Annotated in this window: 23 protein-coding genes; 16 read left to right on the forward strand and 7 right to left on the reverse strand. The window is 62.8% G+C overall.

Translation table 11 applies throughout. The features are described 5' to 3' along the window. Nucleotide 1 precedes the first annotated feature (1 nt). The 3 genes from NKF26_RS13120 to NKF26_RS13130 form a co-directional block, all read right to left on the reverse strand. The gene (locus tag NKF26_RS13120) at nt 2–667 is read right to left on the reverse strand and encodes a bifunctional precorrin-2 dehydrogenase/sirohydrochlorin ferrochelatase (protein ID WP_253234421.1); all 666 of its coding nucleotides are present in this window, start codon (nt 665–667) and stop codon (nt 2–4) included. Continuing rightward, the gene (locus NKF26_RS13125) at nt 664–1506 is read right to left on the reverse strand and encodes a DUF3891 family protein (protein WP_253234422.1); all 843 of its coding nucleotides are present in this window, start codon (nt 1504–1506) and stop codon (nt 664–666) included. Before NKF26_RS13125 ends, NKF26_RS13120 begins: the two co-directional genes overlap by 4 nt. A 74-nt stretch (nt 1507–1580) precedes the next feature. Next, nucleotides 1581–2051, reverse strand: coding sequence for a cupin domain-containing protein (locus NKF26_RS13130; protein WP_253228550.1), 471 nt, complete (start codon nt 2049–2051; stop codon nt 1581–1583). A gap of 199 nt (nt 2052–2250) precedes the next feature. Between NKF26_RS13130 and NKF26_RS13135 the strand changes: the two genes are divergently transcribed. Next, nucleotides 2251–2529: a hypothetical protein gene (locus NKF26_RS13135; protein ID WP_253228551.1), complete on the forward strand. Its 279-nt coding sequence runs from the start codon at nt 2251–2253 to the stop codon at nt 2527–2529. 20 nt (nt 2530–2549) lie between these two features. Here NKF26_RS13135 and NKF26_RS13140 read toward each other — a convergent pair whose 3' ends face one another. After that, complete coding sequence (locus tag NKF26_RS13140; RefSeq protein WP_253228552.1) at nt 2550–2858, reverse strand: cupin domain-containing protein; 309 nt, start codon at nt 2856–2858, stop codon at nt 2550–2552. Nucleotides 2859–2982: 124 nt separating this feature from the next. On the opposite strand from NKF26_RS13140, the gene NKF26_RS13145 reads away from it, so the two are divergent. Next, entirely contained in the window at nt 2983–3375 is a 393-nt protein-coding gene (locus NKF26_RS13145; protein WP_253228553.1) for a hypothetical protein, read from the forward strand. Here NKF26_RS13145 and NKF26_RS13150 read toward each other — a convergent pair. Continuing rightward, nucleotides 3367–5046: a right-handed parallel beta-helix repeat-containing protein gene (locus NKF26_RS13150; protein ID WP_253228554.1), complete on the reverse strand. Its 1680-nt coding sequence runs from the start codon at nt 5044–5046 to the stop codon at nt 3367–3369. The genes NKF26_RS13145 and NKF26_RS13150 overlap by 9 nt on opposite strands. 378 nt (nt 5047–5424) lie before the next feature. On the opposite strand from NKF26_RS13150, the gene NKF26_RS13155 reads away from it, so the two are divergent. From NKF26_RS13155 to NKF26_RS13170, 4 genes are all read left to right on the forward strand, one after another. Next, nucleotides 5425–6633, forward strand: coding sequence for a polysaccharide deacetylase family protein (locus NKF26_RS13155; protein WP_253234423.1), 1209 nt, complete (start codon nt 5425–5427; stop codon nt 6631–6633). Between the two features lie 208 nt (nt 6634–6841). Continuing rightward, nucleotides 6842–7087 (forward strand): hypothetical protein, encoded by a 246-nt coding sequence (locus tag NKF26_RS13160; RefSeq protein ID WP_253228556.1) that lies wholly within the window; start codon nt 6842–6844, stop codon nt 7085–7087. Between the two features lie 136 nt (nt 7088–7223). Next, entirely contained in the window at nt 7224–8147 is a 924-nt protein-coding gene (locus NKF26_RS13165) for an EamA family transporter (protein ID WP_253228557.1), read from the forward strand. 62 nt (nt 8148–8209) lie between these two features. Next, nucleotides 8210–8617 (forward strand): hypothetical protein, encoded by a 408-nt coding sequence (locus tag NKF26_RS13170; RefSeq protein WP_253234424.1) that lies wholly within the window; start codon nt 8210–8212, stop codon nt 8615–8617. A 117-nt stretch (nt 8618–8734) separates the two neighbouring features. Here the strand turns inward: NKF26_RS13170 and NKF26_RS13175 are convergent, their stop codons facing one another. Together NKF26_RS13175 and NKF26_RS13180 are read right to left on the reverse strand one after the other, a co-directional pair. Beyond that, complete coding sequence (locus NKF26_RS13175; RefSeq protein ID WP_253228559.1) at nt 8735–9754, reverse strand: bifunctional oligoribonuclease/PAP phosphatase NrnA; 1020 nt, start codon at nt 9752–9754, stop codon at nt 8735–8737. 87 nt (nt 9755–9841) lie between these two features. Then, nucleotides 9842–10291, reverse strand: a complete 450-nt coding sequence (locus tag NKF26_RS13180; RefSeq protein ID WP_253228560.1) for an ester cyclase — start codon at nt 10289–10291, stop codon at nt 9842–9844. A gap of 161 nt (nt 10292–10452) precedes the next feature. Between NKF26_RS13180 and NKF26_RS13185 the strand changes: the two genes are divergently transcribed. From NKF26_RS13185 to wtpA, 10 genes are all read left to right on the forward strand, one after another. After that, a complete protein-coding gene (locus tag NKF26_RS13185; RefSeq protein ID WP_253228561.1) occupies nt 10453–10881 on the forward strand; it encodes a hypothetical protein in 429 nt (142 codons plus the stop codon). 124 nt (nt 10882–11005) lie between these two features. Further along, entirely contained in the window at nt 11006–12022 is a 1017-nt protein-coding gene (locus NKF26_RS13190) for a universal stress protein (RefSeq protein ID WP_253228562.1), read from the forward strand. 221 nt (nt 12023–12243) lie between these two features. After that, on the forward strand, nt 12244–13611 hold the full coding sequence (locus NKF26_RS13195; RefSeq protein WP_369682142.1) for a diaminobutyrate--2-oxoglutarate transaminase: 1368 nt from the start codon (nt 12244–12246) through the stop codon (nt 13609–13611). Continuing rightward, nucleotides 13608–15119: an aspartate aminotransferase family protein gene (locus tag NKF26_RS13200; protein WP_253234426.1), complete on the forward strand. Its 1512-nt coding sequence runs from the start codon at nt 13608–13610 to the stop codon at nt 15117–15119. Before NKF26_RS13195 ends, NKF26_RS13200 begins: the two co-directional genes overlap by 4 nt. Continuing rightward, a complete protein-coding gene (locus NKF26_RS13205) occupies nt 15116–16921 on the forward strand; it encodes an IucA/IucC family siderophore biosynthesis protein (protein WP_253228565.1) in 1806 nt (601 codons plus the stop codon). Before NKF26_RS13200 ends, NKF26_RS13205 begins: the two co-directional genes overlap by 4 nt. Continuing rightward, nucleotides 16918–17511 carry a GNAT family N-acetyltransferase gene (locus NKF26_RS13210; RefSeq protein ID WP_253228566.1) on the forward strand — a complete coding sequence of 198 codons (594 nt, stop codon included), beginning with the start codon at nt 16918–16920 and terminating at the stop codon, nt 17509–17511. The genes NKF26_RS13205 and NKF26_RS13210 overlap by 4 nt, the downstream gene beginning before the upstream one ends. Beyond that, nucleotides 17508–18914 (forward strand): lysine N(6)-hydroxylase/L-ornithine N(5)-oxygenase family protein, encoded by a 1407-nt coding sequence (locus NKF26_RS13215; protein ID WP_253234427.1) that lies wholly within the window; start codon nt 17508–17510, stop codon nt 18912–18914. Before NKF26_RS13210 ends, NKF26_RS13215 begins: the two co-directional genes overlap by 4 nt. A 2-nt stretch (nt 18915–18916) precedes the next feature. Then, nucleotides 18917–20740: an IucA/IucC family siderophore biosynthesis protein gene (locus NKF26_RS13220; protein WP_253234428.1), complete on the forward strand. Its 1824-nt coding sequence runs from the start codon at nt 18917–18919 to the stop codon at nt 20738–20740. A gap of 236 nt (nt 20741–20976) precedes the next feature. Next, complete coding sequence (locus tag NKF26_RS13225; RefSeq protein WP_253228569.1) at nt 20977–21600, forward strand: archaellin/type IV pilin N-terminal domain-containing protein; 624 nt, start codon at nt 20977–20979, stop codon at nt 21598–21600. Between the two features lie 146 nt (nt 21601–21746). After that, nucleotides 21747–22853 (forward strand): tungstate ABC transporter substrate-binding protein WtpA, encoded by a 1107-nt coding sequence (wtpA, locus tag NKF26_RS13230; RefSeq protein WP_253228570.1) that lies wholly within the window; start codon nt 21747–21749, stop codon nt 22851–22853. The last annotated feature ends 38 nt before the right edge of the window (nt 22854–22891 follow it).

Here is a 22891-nt window from a genome sequence, read left to right on the forward strand (position 1 = left end):
ATTACAAAACTCGTTCCACGATCGCATCCGCTTCCTCTCTCGCGCTTTTCTCGTCCTCGGCGTTCCATACGGCATCCGAGTCGACAACCGCACGAACGGCGTCGCGCCGTTCGTGCGGGGGAACGTCCCTTCGTTTCAGTGCTTCCCGCAGGTCGCTCGTGACCGCCGCGACGGTTTCGGCCCCCTCCAGTTCCGGTTCGATCCGTTTCCTGAGTTCCTTGCTCAGTGCCGGACTGCGCCCGCCGGTTCCGACGGCGACGACCACGTCGCCGTCGCGGGCCGTCGCGGGAACGACGACGCTTCCCGACTCCCGTTCGCCGCTCCGGTCCGCGCGGTTGACCAGAATTCCGCGCTCGCTCGCCGCTCGCTCGATGGCCGCGTTGCACTCGTCGTCGCTGGTCGCGGCGACGACGAGTGCGGGTTCCGTCCTGTCGAGCCACGAATCCACGTCCCCCGGCGAGACGTGCGCCCGGACGAGTGAGGTGCGTGCGCCTCGCTCGTCCGATTGTCGGTGTTCGCCCAGTTCTTCGAACTCGTCAGTGAACTCCGCTCCGACCACGACGACCGTCGCTTCGCGCGCGAAGCGACGGGCCTTCCGGTAGCCGACCCGTCCCCCGCCGAAGACGAGTACGCGCTCCCCGCGGAAGTCGTGAAACAACGGAATCATGCGTGAAGCGTGAACTCGACCGTCTCGTACTCCCCGGCGTAGTACGCCCGACAGAAGTCGTCCTCCGTCCCGTAGTCGCCCTTCGGGACGACTCGAGCGGCCACGGAGACGGTCAGGGGCGACTCGTCGAACGGGTACGGATCCAGTTCGAATTCACCGTCGCCGACCGGTCTCACCGTGATGGAAACCTCCTCGCCGGGTGCCGTCGGCACGTCCTCGATGGTCGTCTCGTCCGGCGATTCGGTCGTCCCGAGGATCAGCGACAGGACGTCCCACACTTGTAGGAGTTCGTAGTTACACCAGAGGCGACTCGTGGTTCTCTCGGGCGGTTCTCCCTGCTTGTGAAGCGCGGTGAGCAGTTCCATGTCCTCGTCCGAGAGTTCCTCCTCGTCCTCGTCGGCTTCCATCAACTCGCCCGCCAGTCTCGTCTGTCGTTCCTCCTCCTTCGCCACGAACTCCTCGAACGCGGGTTGCGTGTCGGGCCACGACGTGGAGAGGCCGTAGCGTCGGCGGCGGAGTCCCGAACCGTGCATGGACGCCAGCAGTCCGGCGTAGGTGTTCAACTCGGCAACGCTGCTGATGCCGCCGTCGTAGAATTCGACCCACTCGTCGGCGGGTACGCTCACGAAGTTAACGAGGTCGCCGTCTTCGAGGTGTGGTTTTCGATCGTACTCCCACCAACCGTCGTCGTGGGTGGTCGCCACGAGGGTCATCGCGGCGAACGGCTCCGGGCGCTCGAACGTCTCGTTTCCCCAGTGCTCCGCGAACTGCCCCGCCAACGCCGCGTGGTCGGGTTGCGTGATGAACCGATATTGGTCGTCACCGTGGGCGATGAGCATCGGTCGAAATTGGGTCGGGCGGAATAAAAGCGTGTGCCGACCCGCCGTCCGAAGACGGCGAGTCACCGCCGGACTCACTCCATCTCGGCGTCTGGGCCGATGGTGATGACGTTCGTGCCGAACGGTTCCATCGGTTTCTCGAACGTCGCGGTCAGTTCGTCGTTCGGGAAGATTCCGAGGATACGAGCCGCCTTCCGTCCGACGTTCCGGATGCTGTGCGGTTCCTCGGCCGGAACGAGCGCGATTTCCCCGGTCGAGAGTTCTATCGTTTCGTCGCCGACCGTCGCCTCGACGGTTCCGGCCGTGACGTGCAACAACTCCTCGTTGCTGTCGCGGTGTGTCGGCAGGTAGTTGTCCGGTTCGAGTTCGATGCAGACGAGCATGATGTCCTCGCCCGCCACCTCGCTCGCTTGCGGGGTCCCCGGCGACAGCGGGAAATAGCCCCGCAGTCGGGCGTGGTCGTCCCCCTCCTGCCACACATCCGTTCCCTCGAACTGATAGAGGGGTACGGATTGTAGTTTCTCGTCTCGCGATTGGACTGCCATGATTCCTCCTGATGGTTCTCGCAGTGGGGGCACGTAGGACGAAAAATTCACCTCCGTTTCCCCAAGTGACGCTAGGCCGATCCGGAGCATCACCCTTTCGTGGGGCAGTTTTCCGACAGTAGGACGTAGCTACCGTCCCGTCCTCGAATCCGTACGAACCGCATACTCTTGCGCGACACCGTCGTGGTCCCGACGAGCGATGACACCCGAGACGTCAGCACCCAACGAGTCCGCATCGGACGCTTCAGCCTGTTCGCGCTGCCGAGACGACGCCGTTCTCCGCGTCGTCCGCACCGAAATCGAAGGGCGTTCTTCCCCCGTCCGAACGTCGTCCTCCGACGCCGCGGACTCCGCGACCGTCTGTCGGGACTGCTTCGCCCGCCTCCGCGCCGACCCGAACGCCTCGTTCAACTCCCTGTTCGAGACCGGGGACGCTCCCGACCTCACGCGTCATTTCATCAAAATCGAACGGTTGTAGTCAGCAGTCGGATCCTGTTTTCAATACTCCGGCGGCACGTACAGGTTGACGGTTTCCAGCGGTTCCTCCCCGGTGTTCGTGATCTCGTGTGTCTCCCTTGGCTCGATACAGACGAGGTCGCCCGCCGACAGGCCGACCGTCTCGCCCGCCACGACTGCCTTCCCCCGTCCCGAAATCACGAACAGCCACTGTTCGCTCCCCTCGTGGCGATTCTCGGGTCCGCCCGTCGATTGTCCGGGCGACAACACCATCGAGGCGGCCTGTGCCCGTTCGGTTTCCAGCAACACGTCGAACCAATTCGCCGCGTCCGCCGTCGTCGTTCGTTTCATACGCCCCGTTCGTCCCGCGTCGGCAGAAACGTTCGGGCGGGGATCGGGTGGGATCGGACGGAATCACCCGTTTGACGCCGTCGGCGCGGATTCGTTTATCCCCGTCCGGCGCGTCCCTTTCTGTATGCCACAACGAAAGTTCGCACGGGAGGCGGCGGGCGGCGGATTGCTATCGGTGCTCTATCGACTGCGACGCGGGGATGCGGTCACGGTCGGAACCGACACCGGCCCGCTCCGGGACCCGCGCGAGTTCACGGTCGAACGGGTCGCCGAGGAGCGCACGGCGCGGGACGGTGAGATCTACTACCGCGTTCACCTCCGAGGGCCACGGGACGGCCACTACGTGTTGATGCCCGAGAAACCGCAGGGAAAGGGCGCACACGTGCCGCCGGAGTTGTTTTACCAGCATCCGACCGACCGCGACAGGTGGGACGAACTGGAGGAGGAAACCGAGGGAAGCGTTGTCTTCCTTCGGCTTTCCGCGGGGGAACCAGCCGCCGCGGGTCGGTCAGACTGACTCCACGAACAGGTCGAGTTTCGAGTTCGGCGAGTTCGTGCTGAGTCGCACGCCGTCGAAGTCGCCGCTTTTCGCCGTCCGATACTCCACGCCACGAATACCGCCACCGACGCGCCCGAACGTGAGTTTCGGACGCTGTGCGTAGGGCTTATCGAATTTCACCGTTGCGTGTCCCGATTCGTCGACGGCAACGCCGCGATGAACGTCGAACGCTGGCGTGTTGTTCCGGACGCGCGACGTCGGACTTGAGACGTGCCACGGTCCCCGAACGTCGGACCAGTTGGCTTCGTAGCAGTTGTCCGCCCCGTCGCCTTCCACGATTGCCGGTCCGCCGCTCCGGTAGATGCGGTTTCGCCGGACGAGATTCCCCTCACTCCGGACCAACATCCCGGCTTCGTGGCCCTTTCCGGCCGCGTAGTTTCGGATTCGGTTGTTAAGGAGTTCGTGGTTCGTCTCGCCACCGGCGGCGACGAGTCCGATGCGGTCGAGATCATTGAGGCGGTTCCCTTCGACCGTGACGAACCGGGCGTCGGCGAGCATGATTCCCGTCCGCCCGGTCCCCGAAATCGTGTTTCTAGAAACGATGCCGTCCTCCGCGCCGTCGATCCTGATGCCGTCGCTCGCGACGTTTCGAATCCGATTTCGCGCGACGACGAAATCGGTGATGCCGTCGGTCACGTTGATTCCGCGACCACCGTAGCCGTAGAGGTCGTTGTCGACGGCGGTGATGTGGTTCGCGTGGGCGATATCGAGCGAGATACCCGAGTAGTCGTCCCGTTTCTCCTGTGCGCTGACGTTGTCGGCGATTCGAACGGCGTGGGTCGTCCCGTCGAAGCCGAGGTGAAAGAACGACTTGTGGTGTCCGAAGCCGAGGTTGTTCGCGATGAGGACGTAGCCGCCGTTACCCTGCGTTTTATCGCCGCCGAGACCGATCAGACTGCCCTCCCGGTTGTTCCCCAGCACGTTGCCGACGACGGCGATGTGTTTCCCTTGTCGATGGCGTCCCCGTCGCCAGATGTCACAGGAGATAGAGCGGTCGAGTCCGTTCGTGACGGTATTTCCGGAGACGACGACGCGCGTGCCGCCGACCTGGATTCCCCTGTCGCCGATGTCTTCGATGCGATTGCCGAGGATGCGGACGTTCCGGCTCTCCCGTTCGGCGCTGATGCCGCTCCCGCCTGTGCTGTGTTCGTGGTAGGGATGCGTTCGCGTCACGTAGTTTCCCGAGATAGTGACGTTCTCGGCGTCACGGACGATGATGCCGTGACAGAGCTTCGTGAAGATGCTCTGCTCCTCGGGGTTGCCGTCGAAGCCGATGCCGCGAATCGTGACGTCCTCGCAGTGACGATGATGACCGATACGGAACCCGCCAGCGTTGGCGTCCGCCGCCGGTTTGATGAGCGTCCGGATGCCGGGACCGACGACGGTGACGTCGCTCACGTCGATGTCGAGCCACCCCGTCGTTCGATACGGTGCGTTCTTTCCCGTGATGAGGACCGTCTCGCCGGGCGAGAGGTTCCTGAACGTGGCTTCCAACTCCGCCGTCGAGGTGACGATGGAGTCGACGACCCCGAGTTCGTTCTCACGGCCGCCGCTCGCCCCCCATCCCGCAAGTGCGAACGCCAACCCAGCAGTTCCCCCCAGTACCCGTCGCCGTGGAATTTCGGGCATTCTCCGTGAGATGCACGACGCGAACCACCCACTGATTTGTGGCCGAAGTATCACGTTTCGACGATGGCCGGGCGGCGGTGTGCGGACGGTTTCGTCGGGAAGTAGACATCGGTTGTGCCGATTCAGGGTTTGAGATACCCCGGTTCAGGGTTCGAACCATTCCGTTGCAGGCCGTAGAATACCCCTTTCAGGCACTGCAACACCCCCCCGAAGGTGGCGAATAACAAACTCGTATTCCGCCGTTTCGCCTCGTGAGATGGTTCCTGCCGAACGTTCAACGACGAGCTACAACGCGGTGACATGCACGCCTCCGAGAAACGGACGAGCGAACGAATCCGAGAACGAGTTCGAGCGCGATTTTTGCACGAGGGGAGTGCTGTGACCGGCACACCGACATCTACTCGACGCGGGTTCTGTGCGTCCGTCGGCGCGGTTAGTCTCTCCCTCCTGAGCTCACCCGTTACCGCCCGCTCGACGGATGGGCCGGGCGGGCGGGTCGTGTTCATCTACGACGATTCGCCGGAGGAGGATTACACGGAAACGTTCCCCGTGCATCAGGACGAAGGCGTTCCGGGCTGTATCGCGGCGGTGTCCGATCGTATCGGGCATTCGTCGTGGCTCTCGCCGAAGCAGTTACGGGAGATGGAGGGCGACGGCTGGGAGATCATGTCCCACTCGGTTCGGCATCGAGCACTGGGAGCGATCGCTGTCACGCAGGACATCGAACCGGGGGATACGAAGGTGTACGTCGAGTCGAACTTCCACAGTCGGGTTCCGGGCGACGAAATCGTGGTGGAAAACGATAATCGGTCGGCGACGTTCACCGTCGCCGACGGTGGCGAGGATTCCTCGGGGGAGTACCTCGTGAGCGAGAAACCGCTTCGGACCGGATTCACGGCGGTCGACGGCGTCACCGAACGCTACACTGACGAGCGGATCCGCCGTTCGCTCGCGGATTCGAAGCGGACGCTGGAGGGATTCGGTGTGGATATCTCGGCCATCGTGCTCCCGTTCGGACGGACGCAGGGACGGGTGCAGGAACTGATTCCGGAGTACTACGACGTGCTCGCCAACCAGCATCACGGCGGGTTCAATCCGCGGAAATCGCTCGATCCGTATCATCTCGGCCGAACGGTGTTCCGCGGCGACGACCTGTCGGCGTCGGAAATCGGCGACTTCCTCGACAGGGTACGAAAGGAGAGTGCACTCGGGATATTCGTCGGACACAGTCGGGAGGAGACGCTCACGCCTGCTCGCGTTCGGGAGACGATTCGCATGTCCAAGGACCGGAACCTCGAAATCACCACCCTCCGCGACGCCCTGACCGATTTCGGGGTCGTGACGGGAAACCGGGCCACGACAACCGCGACGACCCGGTCCACAGCGACGCAAACGACGACGGATACCGCGTCACGCTCGTCGGCAACCGGTGGTCGGACGGCGACGCCGGACACGACGTCCGATGCGGGCGGAACGGATGGCGACGGCGAGTCATCGCCGTCGCCGTCGATGGAACAACTCGGTGCGGTGTCCGTACTCGGAGCGCTCGGTGCCGGTGTCCTCACCTACGCCCGCCGGAACGAGTGAGTATCGTCCCTCGACGTTCTGGAGTCGATACCGACAACTCCCTGCTTTCGACCCGATTTCGAGTCGGGCGGATCGACCACGAATCTCCGTTTCAGCCCCTGAGAACTTCACGAACGAGAACAGTAGGGCCTCAATTCTTTTACAGGGGACGGGAGTAACCTTCTCCGTATCGTGCGATAGAACACAGCGGGTAACTCAGAAGGTAACCATGTCCACACAACGCCATCCCACTCACGGCGCGGCGAGCACGCGTCCGAACGACGAACGCTACGCGGTGGTCGTCATCACGAAAGCCGAAGGGATGGAGGTAGTCCTGCACGGGCTTCAACGGCGACGGGCGGAACGAATCGCGTCCCGGAAGAACCGAAACCGTGACGCGATGACGAACGTCCAACCCGTGCGGGAGGACGAACTCGAAGAGCGTAGCGCCCAACTGAAACACCCCGACGACTGATCGCTGCGATACACATCACGACGGCACTCCACGGGCCGTCGTATTTTTTCAACGAACTCTCGTCTCCGAGGTTACCCTACCGGCCAACCTCGCTCCCGTCAACATCGCTTTATCCGTCCCCCGTGTCGGAACGGACGTGAGAAACTCCCGTTTCGTCGCCGCGCTGTTCGCCTACGTCGCGTTGGCGTGGGGCGGTTCCTACGTCGCCATCTCCGTCGGTCTGCACAACCTCCCGCCGGTGTTCTTCGCCGCGAGCCGTCTCGACATCGCGTCGGTCATCCTCCTTCCGGCCGTCATCTACCGATACGACGACTGGCGGCCGAAACTGACGGGTGATTGGCTGACCATCGGTGCTGCCGGGTTGTTCGTCGCCGCCGGAGCGAACGCCTTCCTCTTCCTCGGCCAGCAGTCGACCCCCGGCCCCGTCGCCGCCGTGATCTTCGCGCTCAACCCGATACTGGCGTCGCTGTTCGCGTGGCTGCTGTTGCCGAGCGAGCGGCTATCCGTCGTCTCGGTGTTCGGCATCGTCCTCGGTATCGTCGGCGTCGCAGTCGTCGCGGAACCGAGCCCAGACATGCTCCTCTCGGCGGCGGGACTCGGTCCGTGGATCGTCCTCTGCGGTGCGGCCAGTCTCGGTTCCGGAACCGTCCTCACGCGGCGATTCGAGACGACGCTTCCGACGCTCGTGACCACCAGTTGGGGCCTCCTGTTCGGCGGTCTCTTCCTCCACCTCGTGAGCGTGGGTCTCGGTGAGCACGTCTCGACGGGGTGGAGTTCGACGCTCCTGCTCTCGGTCCTCTATCTGGGGCTGATCGCCACCGCCGGGGCGTATTCGGCGTACTTCGAACTCATCGACCGCATCGGCGCGGTTCGAACCGCGCTCGTCTCATACGTGGTTCCCGTCGTCACCGCCATCGCGAGTTGGGTGATCGTCGGTGAGACCATCACCGTCCACACCGTCGTCGGGTTCGTCGTCATTGCGGTCGGCTTCGCCCTGACGGAACGGCGGACGCTCATCGCCGGGCTTCGTCGAAGTCGTTGGATCGGAACGGACGCGTGAGAGGGACGGAACGAAGTGGCGGAGAAAGAAATTAGTTGTTTTGTTGAGAATATTCGGCAAACATGGTCCGCACGGTTTCCGACTGGTTCCCCGACCGCTCGCCGACGTGGGGGGAAATAACGATAGTACTGTTCTCCAGTTTCGGAACGGTGACGAGCCTCTTTGACCTCGGTACGATTTCGTGGTGGTGGGTCGCCGCCGGATTCGTCCTGACCGGGACCGCCGCCGGTCCCGCGGGAACCACGACGGTAGGAAAGCGGTTCGGACAGTGGTTCCGGGACATCGGCGTCACCGGGCGAGCGTCTGCGATCATCCTCTTTGCCGTCGTCGTCTGGGGAACGAGGTTTACCGTCGATGTTCCGGTTGTCGGGGTCGAGAGCTTCGTTGCCGGGATGTGGGTCGCGCTTATCCTCTATCTTCTCGCATACATCGTGAAGACCCGCGAAATCGACGGCTGGCGAACGGGGTAAGGTGGTGACTGTTTCCGAAAAATCTCTCGAAATCGAGACCGGTATCGTCCTCATCTCCGTCATCGTCCGCTCGAATCAGCTCACGGACGAGTGATACGGAGACAACGGTCGAATGTCCTAATCCTCTTCCAGCGCCAGTTCTTTGAAGAACCGTTCGGACACGATGTCGAACAGTCGCTCGTTGATGGCGGGCGAGTCCATGTCGCTGTCGGCGAAGATTCCGAGCGAGACCTGTCCCCCGGCGCGGTCCTGATGCCCTCCGGCGGTGCCGAAGTCGGCGAAGGCCCCGTTGAGGACCGCGCCGATGTCGATGCGGGGGTCGAACGACCGGCCGCTGAGCCAGAGGTCGCCGTTGACGATACCGATGACGAGCACGGTTCGGATGCCTTCGAGCCGAAGGAGGTAGTCCGCGGCCTGCGGAAGCGCGCCGCTGTCGGGGGTTTGCCCGATGCTGGAGACGAGGACGGACCCGCGCAGAGTGCGGTAATGGATCGCCCGCCCCACCGCGTCCAGCGTCTCGGGCGTGAGCGACGACCCGTACACCTCCTCGATGAGGTCGATGTCGGCGTGCGGGAAGAGGTCGAGCGCCGCTCGGTAGTCGAGTTCGGTCGGGTAGCGGATGTCGTCCAGTCGTTCGCGGTGGATGGCGAACAACAGCGCCGAGGCGACCAAGCGAGGTGGCTTCCCGTTCAAGTTGGTCACGTACTCCGCGAGTATCGCCGCCGTCGAGCCGTACTCGGGGCGCGCGTCCACGAACGACGCCTCCGTCTCGGCGATCGATTCCACGTTGTCGATGACGACGTCGGCGGAGACGGTCGGCGGCATTTCCACCTTCGTCCCCGAAATCGAGTGGTCAACGAACGCGACGAGGTCGTACTCCTCGAAGGCGGTATCGTCGATCTCGTTCAGCTCGATGTCGAAGATGCTGATGAACGACCGGATCTCCTGGTGCGTGATGTGGCCCTGATAGAAGATGTCCGTGTCGTGTACGCCGTTTTGTGTTGCGATCCATTCGAGCGCGTAGGCACTCGCCAGACAGTCCGGGTCCGGTTGGTGATGACAGACGATCGCGAGCGACTCCGTCTCCTCTAAGGTGGTTGCCAGTTCTTCTGGTTCGCCGACAGCTATCTCTCCCATTCTCCATCCCCTGTATCACTATGTGTGTGTCAAACAGGAAGCTACCGGTTGGTTTCGCCGTCGGCCGGAAAAATGGAAGTCGAACGGCTATTCGGTCATCTCGATCAGGTCGTCCGGCATCGGAACGACGCCGAGTTGCTGCATCATGCCGAGCATGTCCCAGTTGGCCCACGTCTGCGTGATTTCCCCGTCCTCGACGCGATGCATGGCGAGACCACTGATCTCGAACGTCTGGCCTGTCGGCTCGTGACCCATGAACTCGCCTTCGTGGGTGCCGGTCTCGGTGCCACGGAAGACGACCAAATCGCCTTCGCCGATCATCTCCTCGATGGCGACTTCGGCGTCCGGGAACGCCTCCCCGAACATTTGGATCATCTCTTTGAACTCCTCGGGACCCTGTGCACCCGACGGTGCGTCGGGGTCGTATCGGACGTAATCCGGCGCGAGCAGTTCGTCTGCGACCGCTTCGTCCCCCTCGTTCACGAATTCGTTGATCAGTCGATTGACTATTTCTTTGTTTTCGTCTACGTGTTCCATACTATCCCCCCAGACACCGTTACGCCGTCGGGGTACAAATTGTTGTCTGGGAGTCATCTCCAACTGAAACCGGGTGCAGAATAGCATCCATCGGCTGTCGAGTTGAATACGATAGTCGACTGGCAAACACTTATTTAGCGATCGGTGTGCAACTATGTGTCATGGCGAGCAACGCCGATTACAAGCAAGCGGTGCTCGACTCGAACCCGGACGACTGGCGAACCGACGATGCGCCGGACTCGTTCGTGTATCCGAACCGGGACATCACCATGGAACGGATCGGAGACTGGACGCCCACGTCCGCCCCGTGGGAGGAATGGACCGCCGCCGACACGCTTCGACGTGCGAAATACCGTCTGTATCACGACGGTGCCGCGTTCGACCAGTTGGACGTTCTGGCCCTCGACGACGGAACGTTGCTACCGATGCCCGACTACGGTCCTCCGGAAGAGAAACCCGACGCCATGCCCAATGAGTACGTCCTCACGCTGACGCGCTATCAGGACATGCTCGGCCGTATCGCCACTGATGGCGATTTCAAGAGCGCACGCGCTGACGTAGGCGTCGTCGTCCGTGAAAAAGGGAGGTGAGAACGGGACGGCCAGCGATCGAATCAGCCCCTTCGGACCGTTCACCGACTGACGAGAAAATTCAACTCGAAAACCGTTCTGACGGCGCTGGTGCATTGATATGTCTGCCCGGTGTATGCCATTCATGATTTTCGACCCAACGGCGGAGCACGACCCGCTCGAAACGGCCGACAGTCTCGTCACGGATGGCGGAACGACGGAGGAGAGCATCGAAATCGAGTTCGTCATGGAGGAGGACGAGGACGTCCACGACGGGGACCGAATCCTCGTGCCGATTCTGGACACCCAGACGGACGACGAACAGGAGTACGACATCAAGCGACTGCTCGGGGCCGCGTCGTCGCTGGCCCGTTCCCGGGACGGCGTGGTGCATCTGGTCAACATCCTGCTCTTCCCTGCACAGACACCGCTCGATACCGTCGCACGGGACTCCACGATCGAGGAGGAACGGAAGAAAGCACGTGATGACGTAATACGGCTTTTGAATTGGGCCGAGGATAACGGGTTTCGAGATTCGATGCAGGGGAGCGTCTGTCTCGCGCACAAGGAGGCGAGGACGTTGCACCAACTGGTCGATGAGGGAGAGTACGACGCGGTGTTTCTCGGGACGCGAAAGCAGACTTCACAGCGACAGCGGTTGCTTCGCGGCGACACGATCGAGCGGTTCCTCGAAACCGCGACCTGTGACGTGTACGTCGAACGGTTCGGACTGGAACCGTACGTCGAGGAGTTGGGTTCCTCGGCCGAACAGGCACACCGACTACTGCTGGCCGTCGCCGATAGCGTTCACTCCGATTTGGCGGTCGACCTCGCACATGCACTGGCGACGGCCGCGGGCGCTCGAATCGATATCGTTCACTGCGTGTCGACGGACGCCACCGAGGAGGAGATGGAGGCGGCGAGACGACTCATCGAGGACGTCGAAACCCGACTCGGTGACGTCCCCGAGGCGAGTTCGAGTATCGTCAAGACGGAACACGCACCGGAAGAGATCATCCATCGCTCGAACAACTACGACGTGACCATCCTCGGCGCGACGCGCGAAACGCTCCTCCAACAGTTCATTTCCGGGTCGCTCCCCGAACGCGTGCGTCTCGGTGCGAAAAGTACGGTGTTAATGGCGAAACGCGGCGAAGACTGATCCGTCGAACACGTTTTCATTTCGACGAAATAACCGCAGTGGATTTGATAAATATTACATCAGTATTCCCGAACATTGTCGCACAGCAATGTTTTAGGACAGCCTAAAAATCGGAGCTTTTACGGTGGATTAGGTCGGCCTAAAAACTGTATGCAACGATGCAAGCCCCAAAGGAAACGGAGAGCGACGGCTTTGCGACTCGATTCGAGGGGGAGGGTCCGATGACCCGCCCCGAAAGCGAGCGACTGCTCGAAAAGCAGGCGCGTCGCGAGTCGAACGCCCGAACCTATCCGCGACATCTCCCGCTCGCCATCGAACGAGCGGAAGGCGTGAAAGTCGAGGACGTGGACGGGACCACCTACTACGACTGCCTCGCGGGCGCGGGGACGCTCGCGCTCGGCCACAATCACCCGGCCGTCGTGGGGGCCATCGAGGAAGTCCTGGACGCGAACGGACCGCTTCACACGCTCGACATCACGACGCCGACGAAGGACGCCTTCGTGGACCGACTGTTCGAGAGCCTCCCCGACGACTTCTCGGACTCCGCCCGCGTGCAGTTCTGTAGCCCGGCCGGAACCGACGCCATCGAAGCGGCGCTGAAACTCGCCAAGACGGCCACCGGAAACCGCTCCGTGCTCGGGTTCCAGGGCGGCTACCACGGAATGACGCACGGTGCGCTCGGGTTGATGGGCGACACGGACGCGAAAGAGGACGTTCCGGGAACGATGCCGGACGTCCACCACCTGCCGTATCCGTACGACTACCGCTGTCCGTTCGGCATCGGTGGCGAGGACGGCCACCGAACGTCGAGCCGATACGTCGAACGCCTGTTGGACGACCCCGAGAGCGGCATCGTCTCTCCCGCCGCGATGGTTCTCGAACTCGTACAGGGGGAGGGCGGCGCGATTCCCGCACCCGACGACTGGACGCGCGAAATCCGACGCATCACCCGCGAACGCGAGATTCCGCTCGTCGTGGACGAAATCCAGACGGGTCTCGGTCGGACGGGCGAAACTTTCGCCTTCGAACACGCGGACATCACCCCGGACGTGGTGACACTCTCGAAGGCAGTCGGCGGCGGACTCCCGCTCGCAGTCGTCGTCTACGACGAGTCGCTCGACGTGTGGGAACCCGGCGCACACGCCGGAACGTTCCGCGGCGACCAGTTGGCGATGGCCGCCGGTGAGGCGACCATCGAGTACGTCCTCGAAAACGACCTCGCGGGACACGCCGAACGGATGGGGAAGCGACTCCGCGACCACCTCGAAGGGACGGGGGAGGCGTTCGACGCCATCGGCGACGTTCGCGGCCGCGGCCTGATGCTCGGAGCCGAAATCGTGGACGTGACGTCCGAACCGGACGAGTTGGGGAGTTTCCCCGCCGCACCCGACCTCGCGTCGGCCATCCGTGCGGAGTGTTTCGACCGCGGCCTCATCGTGGAACTGGGCGGACGTCACGGGAGTACCGTCCGGTTCCTGCCGCCGCTCATCGTCACGAAAGACGACGTCGACGCCATCGCGGAACGGTTCCACGAGGCGGTCGGTGCGGCGGTCGAACAGGAACGACCACAGGGGGTGAAGACCACATGACGCCGATGGAACGGGAGCGGGACGAACGGACGTCCCCGAAATCGCTGTTCATCGGCAGCGACGAGGGCGATGACGCGTACCGAACCGCCATGAACCGAGCGGTGGATGCGGTGCTCGACTCGTCGGACGGCGACCCGTACTCCGGTCAGTCGCCCGCGTCGCTCCGTGACCGATTCGCGGACGAGCGGATGATTCCCGAGGAGGGGGTGGGCATGGAGGGAGCGATCGAGGCCGCCGCGCCGATACTCGGGAACTCGGTCCGCGTCGAGAACCCGACCTGCTTCGCCCATCTCCACTGTCCTCCGATGATCCCTAGCTTGGCCGCCGAGGCGATGCTCTCGGCGACGAACCAGTCGATGGACTCGTGGGACCAGAGTCCGGCGGCGACGACGGTGGAAACTCAAATGGTCGAGGAACTGTGTTCGCTCTTCGGCTACGACGCCGACGCTGGCGACGGCGTGTTCACCAGCGGCGGAACGCAGTCGAACTTTCTCGGCCTGCTGTTGGCCCGCGAGTGGTTCGCCAAGGAGCGCTTCGGTACGGACGTACAGCGCTCGGGGCTCCCGCCGCGCGCGAAGGCGATGCGAATCCTCTGCTCAGAGGAGACCCACTTCACCGCCGAACAGGCCGCCGCCCATCTCGGACTGGGAGAAAACGCCGTGGTGACCGTCGAAACCGACGACGACCGCCGGATGTCCCCGGACGCACTCGACCGGACGGTCGCGCAACTCCACGAGCGGGAACTGATCCCGTTCGCGCTCGTCGGCACCGCCGGGACGACGGATTTCGGCAGCATCGACCCGCTCCCCGAACTCGCGGAACGGGCCGAGGAACACGACCTCTGGTTCCACGTGGACGCGGCCTACGGCGGCGCGCTGGCCGCGAGCGACCGACATCGCGAGCGTCTGGCGGGTATCGAGCGGGCCGACTCCATCTCCGTCGATTTCCACAAACTGTTCTATCAGCCCATCAGTTGCGGCGCGTTCCTGCTCCGCGATGGCTCGCAGTACGAACACATCGCACGGAACGCCTCGTATCTCAACCCGGCGGGCGACAACGCGCCGAACCTCGTCGCCAAATCCACCCAGACGACGCGGCGGTTCGACGCGCTCAAACCGTTCGTGACGTTTCAGGCGCTCGGCCGGGACGGATTGGCGACCCTCATCGACGGCACCATCGACCTCGCCGAGGACGTCGCGTCCCTGCTCGCGGACGATGAGGCGTTCGAACTGCTCGCGGAACCGACGCTCAATGCCGTCGTCTTCCGGTATCGGCCGACCGAGAACCTCTCGGACGAACGGGTGGGCTGGCTGAACGAAGCGATACGCGAGTCGTTGCTCCGTGAGGGGACGGCCGTCGTGGCGCGGACGACGGTGGACGGCGTGCCCACGTTGAAGTTCACGCTCCTCAACCCACGGACGACGCTCGATGACGTGGCCGAGGTGCTCGACACGATTTCCAAGCGCGGCGATTCGCTGTGTGCCGTCTCGCCGGAGGTGAGCCGATGAGCCATCTATCGGAAGTGGACGAGCGGACGGCCGCCGACGCGTCGGCGGTCGCCGGGTCCGCGACGACACACGCCTTCCTCAACTCGTATCTGCGGGAGACGGGCGCGGGCGAACTCGTCGATTCGACCGCACCCGCCGGGCAGGCGATTCGGTTCGAGTTGCCGACCGTCGGCGTCGAAATCGTCGCGCCGCTGTCGTACCGCTCCCCGACCGGTCGCCACCTGTTCGACCTCCCGGTGCGGTTCCGTGCGGGCGATGATGACGACTGGACGGACCTCGACTACGCCACGCTGGCGTCGCTCGTCGTCAAGGAACTGTCGTTGGAACGCTCGGGCGACAACGTCGCCGACGAACTGCTTTCCCGCGTGCTGTCGAGCAAACGTGCGACCGAGCGGTTCGTCGGCGCGCGCGCCGACGACTCGGAGCGACTGTACGGCACCGACTTCGAGTTCACGGATGCGGAACAGTCGCTCGTCTTCGGTCACCTCCTGCACCCGACGCCGAAGAGTCGGGAGGGTATCGCACACCGCGACGCGCCGACGTACGCTCCGGAACTGCGCGGGTCCTTCCCGCTCCACTACTTCCGGGTCTCCCCCGAACTCGTCGCGCACGATTCGGCACGGGGCGAATCGGCAATCGAGTGGGTGAAGGAGGAACTCCGCGAGGATTCGTCGGTTTCCGAATCGTTCGTGTCCGAACACGTCGAGAACGACGACGCGCTGATTCCGGTCCATCCGTGGCAGGCCGAGCATCTGCTTCGGAAGCCGTTCGTGGAGTCGCTCGTGGAAGACGGCTCCCTCGAACATCTCGGTGCGGTGGGTCGGGAGTACTTCCCGACGTCGTCGGTTCGAACGCTGTACAGCCCGGAATCGTCGTTCATGGTGAAGGGGTCGCTCGCCGTCACCATCACCAACTCCGAGCGGACGAACAAGCGGCCGGAACTGGAACGCGGCGTCGCCATCACCGAACTGATGGACACGGAACTCGGCGACGAACTGCGCTCGCGGTTCCCGGGGTTCGACGTGGTTCGCGACCCGGCGTATCTGACCGTCGAAGCGGGACCTGAGCCCGAATCCGGGTTCGAAGTCGTCCTCCGCGAGAACCCGTTCCGCGGCGAGGATGCGAAGAGCGCGACGCCCATCGTCGGCCTCTGTCAGGATTCGATCGGTGGAAACTCGCGGCTCGGGAACATCGTGTTGGAAATCGCGGCGCGGGAGGGTCGGAGCACCGCCGAGGTCAGCGAGGAGTGGTTCCGTCGGTACCTCGAAATCTCGGTTCGTCCGGTGCTGTGGCTCTACCTGACCCACGGCATCGGGCTGGAGGCCCACCAGCAGAACAGCGTACTGACGCTTGCGGAGGGGTATCCGGACACGTTCCGGTACCGTGACAATCAGGGCTACTACTTCGCGGAATCGACCCAAAGCGACGTCGAGGAGTACCTCCCCGGCGTCGCCGAGCGTGCCGACACGCTCGTTTCCGACGCGCTGGCGGACGAGCGAATCAGGTACTACGTGATGCTGAACAACACGTTCGGCGTCATCAACGCCTTCGGCTGTGCCGGACTAGCCGACGAGCGCGACCTGCTGGCTATCCTCCGCGAGGAACTGGAATCGCTCGCGGAGTTCGAGCGCGAGGAGTCCTCGTTGGTGACGAGCCTGCTCACCGAGCGCCGACTGCCGTGCAAGGCGAACCTCCTGACACGTTTCCGCGGCATGGACGAACTGACCGGGACGCTCGAAAACCAGTCCGTCTATTCCGAGGTCCCGAACCCGCTCGTGACGGAACTGGAGGGACCGCGATGACCGGGGCCGCCGGACTCGTGGCGTCGAACTACGACTACCAGACGCACGACGACGACGCGGAAGCGACCATTTCGTTCCGACAGGCCGAGATGGGGAGCGACCTCGGTCGGCTTCACCGCTGGTTGAACGAACCGCACGTCCTGCCGTACTGGCAGTGGGACGACCCGCTTCCCGAATTCCGTCGGAAGCTGGCCGACAAGTTGGCCGACGACCACCAGACGCTCTACGTCGGCCACCTCGACCACGTGCCGATGAGCTACTGGGAATCGTACTGGGCTTCGGACGACGACCTCGCGGAGCACTACGACGCCCGGCCCACCGACCAAGGCATCCACCTGCTCATCGGCGTGCCGGAGTTCCTGGGCCACGGTTACGCGAAGCCCCTCCTTCGGGCGATGACGGCGTTCCAGTTCCGCCACGACGAGACCGACCGGGTCGTGACGGAACCGGACGTTCGGAACGAGAAGGTCATCGGCGTCTTCGAGGCGTGCGGATTCGAACCCCGACGCGAGTTGTCCTTGGAGGAGAAGGACGCCCTGCTCATGATCTGTGAGCGCGAGCGGTTCGAGTCGGAGGTGTTGGGCCGATGACCGATTCCTACGACATGGTCGGCGTCGGCCTCGGCCCGTTCAACCTCGGGTTGGCGGCGCTGTTGGACGACACAGACTGCGACGCGCTGTTCTTCGAACAGAAGCCCGAGTTCGAGTGGCACGGCGGCATGCTAATCGAGGACGCGACCCTCGAAGTGCCGTTTCTCGCCGACCTCGTGACGCTCGCCGACCCGACCAGCGAGTACAGCTACCTGAACTACCTCCGGGAGACGGACCGTCTCTACGAGTTCTACTTCTACGAGACGTTTCAGGTTCCGCGGCGGGAGTACGACGACTACTGCAAGTGGGTCGCCAGCGCGCTCGAAAACACGGCGTTCAGCCGCTGCGTGACGGACGTTCGCTACGACGAGGCCGACGAGGTGTTCCACGTCACCGCGCGCAACCCGGAAAGCGGCGAAACGGTCGAATGCGAGGCCGACGACGTCGTGGTCGGCGTCGGCAGCATTCCGCACGTTCCGGAGGCGTTGCAGGGACATCCGGAGTCGGACGTGTTCCACACCGCGAGTTACCTGGACCGGAGGGAGCGCTGTCTCGACGCCGAAGCCATCACGGTCGTCGGGTCGGGCCAGAGCGCCGCCGAGGTGTTCCTCGACCTGCTGAAACGCCAACCAGAGGCGGGCTACCGCCTCGACTGGTTCACGCGTTCGGACGGCTTCTTCCCGATGGAGTACTCGAAACTCGGGCTTCAGTACTTCACGCCCGAGTACACCGAGTACTTCTACGACCTCCCACAGGAGCGAAAGGACTCGATCCTGCCCGAACAGGACCTGCTGTACAAGGGAATCGACCCCGAGACGAGCGAGGAGATATACGACCTGCTATACGAACGCTCCATCGGCGATTCGGAACCCGACGTGGGAATGCTCGCGATGACCGAGGTGGAGGACATCGAGGAGGCCAGCGACGGCTACCGCCTGACCTGCGAGCAGCGACAGACGGGCGAACGGTTCGCTCACGGGAGCGACGTGGTCGTCCTCGGAACCGGCTATCATCGCCCACAATCACCCTTCCTCGCCGGAATCGAGGACCGAATCGGTCGCGACGCGAAGGGTCGAATTCGCGTCGCCGAGAACTACGAGATCGAGTTCGACGGCGCTGGACGGCTGTTCGTTCAGAACCCCGGACTCCACAGCCACGGCGTCGGCTCACCCGACCTCGGGCTGTGCTGTCAGCGAAACGCCGTCATCATCGAATCGCTCCTCGGCGAGGAACGGTATCCGACCGACGAGGACACCGTCTTTCAGGACTTCTCCGTCGAGCGGTTTTGTGAAAAATCGCCCGACAGCGAACGATTGAGCGACGGTGATCGGTTGAGCGACGGCGAACGCTCGGACGACGAACGAGCCTCCGACGAGCGGACAACGACCACACGGGAGGATTGACCATGCAACAGACACCAATTCACGACGCGGACGAGACGAACGGGATCGAGTACGAACAACTTGAGGACGCACTCTCCCCCGAAATTTGGGAGAGCGTAGGCCGCCGACTGCTGGCGAAGATGCTGGCCGAGTTCAGCTACGAGGACCTCATCTCACCCCGAAAAACCGAGGACGGGTATCTCCATCTCGGATTATCGGACGGCATCGAATATCGGTTCGAGGCCGACGAACGGCTGTTCGACTGGTCGAGCGTCCATCCCGATTCCATCGAGCGCCGGGAATCCGGCGATTGGGAACCGGCGACGGATCCGGTCGAGTTCCTGCTCGACGCACAGAGGACCATCGGCGTCTCGGACATGACCGCCGGACACCTGGTCCGGGAGTACCGCAACACGATGCTCGCGGACGCCCACATCGAGGAGGGAACCCGCGACGGTGAACGGGACCTCACGTCGCTCGACTACGCGGAACTCGAAGGGGAGATGACGGGGCATCCGTGGATAACCTACAACAAAGGGCGACTCGGCTTCGGCTACGAGGACTACCTCGACTACGCACCTGAGCGGAAACAACCCGTGACGCTCTCGTGGCTGGCGGTATCCCGCTCGCGGGCCACCTTCAGCGCCGTGACCGACCTCGACCACGAGTCGCTGGTTCGGGACGAACTCGGCGAGCGCTACGGGAAATTCCGCTCGAAACTGGAGTCCAAGGGTCTCGACCCGGACGACTACTACTTCCTGCCGGTCCACGAGTGGCAGTGGGAGGACAGCATCGTCCAACTGTTCGCGGATGAAATCGCATCGAACGCCATCGTCCCGCTGGGTGACGGTCCGGACGAGTACCTACCCCAGCAGTCGATCCGAACGTTCGTGAACACCGACGAACTGGAGCGCCATCACGTCAAACTGCCGCTCAGACTCCTCAACACGCTCGTCTACCGCGGACTGCCGGGCGAACGAACCGAGGTCGCGCCGATAGTGACGGAGTACGTCAAGGAAATCTACGAGGACGACGAGTACCTCCGCGAGGAATGTGATCTGATCCTCCCCGGCGAGATAGCGGGGCTGAACTACGACCATCCCGATTTCTCACGGCTCGATGGCTCCGCCTACCAGTACGACGAACTGCTCGGTTGCGTGTGGCGCGAGAGCATCTATTCCTTCCTCAACGACGACGAACAGGCCATCACGCTGTCGGCGTTGATGCAGGTCGAGGGCGGAACGCCGTACCTCGAATCGTTCGTCGAGAAGTCCGGCCTGTCGATGGAGGAGTGGCTGGATGAACTGTTCTCGACGGTGTTGCCGCCGCTGCTTCACTACCTCTACCGGTACGGAACGGTGTTCTCACCGCACGGCCAGAACACGATGCTGGTGCTGAAGGAGGGTCGCCCACATCGACTCGCCGTGAAGGACTTCGTGGACGACGTGAACGTCAGCGACCAACCCTTGCCGGAACTCCAGTCGCTTCCGGAGGACCTCTCGAATGTCCTGCGAACCGAACCACCGGAGGGACTGTGTCAGTTCATCTTCTCCGGACTGTTCGTCTGCGTCTTCCGGTACGTCGCCGACGCGCTGGAGACACATTCGGACTATTCGGAGGAGCAGTTCTGGTTGGGTGTGCGTGATGCCATCGAGGCGTATCACGCCCAGTTCCCCGAACTCGAGGAGCGATTCGAACTGTTCGACCTGTTCCAACCCGAGTTCACGAAGCTCTGTCTCAACCGAAATCGGTTGCTCGACTACGGCTACGAGGACGCCGACGGTCGCCCGCACGCGTCGGAACACGGGACGGTCCCCAACCCGCTTCACGAAGTGGTGGACGAATAACACGATCCCGGACCGAATCGCGGTCGGTTTTTGACCTCTCCCAAATAGAACTAACAGAATAAATACTAAATACACACTACTATATTGTTTTTGGTCTATCAAACGCTCTAAGGCCCGATTAGAAGATAACAGAAACTGATCTATTTTGTTAGTAAACGAAAAGTTTTAAAAGATTACTGTTATGATAGGCATGCGTGTCCGGTACTCTCCGATACGGCACCGGACAAACGAGAACTATGAAAGACATACTTCAAAAGCGACTCGACGACCGCGGACAGGTCGGCATCGGGACGCTCATCGTGTTCATCGCGATGGTACTGGTCGCCGCGATTGCGGCGGGCGTGCTCATCAACACGGCGGGTTTCCTCCAATCGAAGTCTCAACAGACAGGACAGGACAGCAGCGCACAGGTCTCCAACCGCGTCGATATCGTCAGCGTGTACGGTAACGTCTCCGGCAGTGGTCATGTCGACCTCGTCAACTTCACCGTCATGCGCGGGTCGGGTTCGGACGACATCAACCTCTCCCAAGCGACGATCGAATGGATCGGCCCGGACAACGCGACGACGCTCGTCGGGAACAACTCCTCGATGGTCGGCAACAAAGTCGTCATCGCCCCGTCGAGCAACGAGTTCGCTATCAGTCCGATCAAGGACACCGATGAGTCGCGTCCCGTGCTCAACAGCCAGGACGACCGACTTCGGCTAACGGTCCCTGCCGACCTGCTCAGCGACGACGGCAACGGACTCTCGGAAGGTCAGACCGCACAGGTGAAGATTACTACCCAGTACGGTGCGACCACGGTCTATCAGGTCTCCATCCCGCAGTCGCTCTCACAGAAGAAAGCGGTCACGGTCTAACGACCCACGAGACGAACTGACGTTTCTTTTCCGTTTACTCGACACGCCAGCGACGGCGTTTCGCACGTCACGACCCACCATCGTCGGAAGCGTCAGCAATTCAACCACAATCGTTATATGCTGATCGATACAACGATGTTCCATTCATGGGAAACCGACCGACGATAACGCGACGACGATTGCTTCGCGGGGTTGGAACGACAGGCGTTCTCGCGCTCGCCGGGTGTACGTCGAGTGACGACGGTGGCGATGGTGGGGGCGACAGGAGCACGAGTTCGGGCGAAACCGATTCGACCGACGGGGGAACTTCGAGCGAGGAAACGACCTCCTCCGACCTGAAGGGCTTCTCGGGGACGATGACCATCTTCCACGCGGGAAGCCTCTCCGCGCCGTTCGACGCCGCCGAGAAGAAAGTCGAGTCGAACTACGACGTACAGGTCAATCAGGAGGCGAAGGGGTCGGTCGATTCCACGCGGAAGATCACCAACCTCGGCCGGTCGGCGGACGTGCTCGGCGTGGCCGACTACCGCCTCCTCCGGGACATGATGCTCCCGAAGCACGCGAAGTGGTACGCGGTGTTCGCGACCAACGCCATGACCATCGCCTACACCGACAAATCGACGGGCGCGGACGAAATCTCCGCCGACAACTGGTGGAAGATCCTCGGGCGTGACGACGTGACGTTCGGTCATTCCGACCCCGCCGCGGACCCGAACGGCTATCGCTCCGTGATGTCGATGAAGCTCGGTGCGATTCCGCTGGACGGCGAGAAACTGTTCGACGAGAGCACGTCGAAGAAACTCATCGACAAGTCCAAGGTCCCGTCGAGCACCGAAACGGACCTCCTCAGTCAACTGCACTCGGGCGACCTCGATTACGCGTGGGAGTATCAGTCCACGAGCGCGAGCCACGACGTGAAGACGGTGGACTTACAGCCCTCGGTGGACCTCTCGAAAGCCACGAAGAAGTACGCCGAACACTACGCGAAGGTGAGCGTGAAGACGGACAGCGCGACGTACACTGGAGCGCCCATCGCCTACGGAATGACGGTTCCGACGAATGCGAAGAACACCGAGGCTGGGAACGCGTGGGTCGAGTACATGATCACGGAGCCTGGAGGAAAGATACTGAAGGACAACGGCTTCAAACCGGTTTCCCCTGCGGTCGTCCCGAAGAGTCAGAAGGACGCCGTCCCCGAGACCATCATGAACGACGCGGAAGCCAAATCGGCACTCGGCCCGCTCAAGCTATAGCCGGACTCCGAACTACCGCCGAGATCCGACACGAACCA

The organism is Haladaptatus sp. AB618, from assembly GCF_024136965.1.
Classification (GTDB): Archaea; Halobacteriota; Halobacteria; order Halobacteriales; family Haladaptataceae; genus Haladaptatus.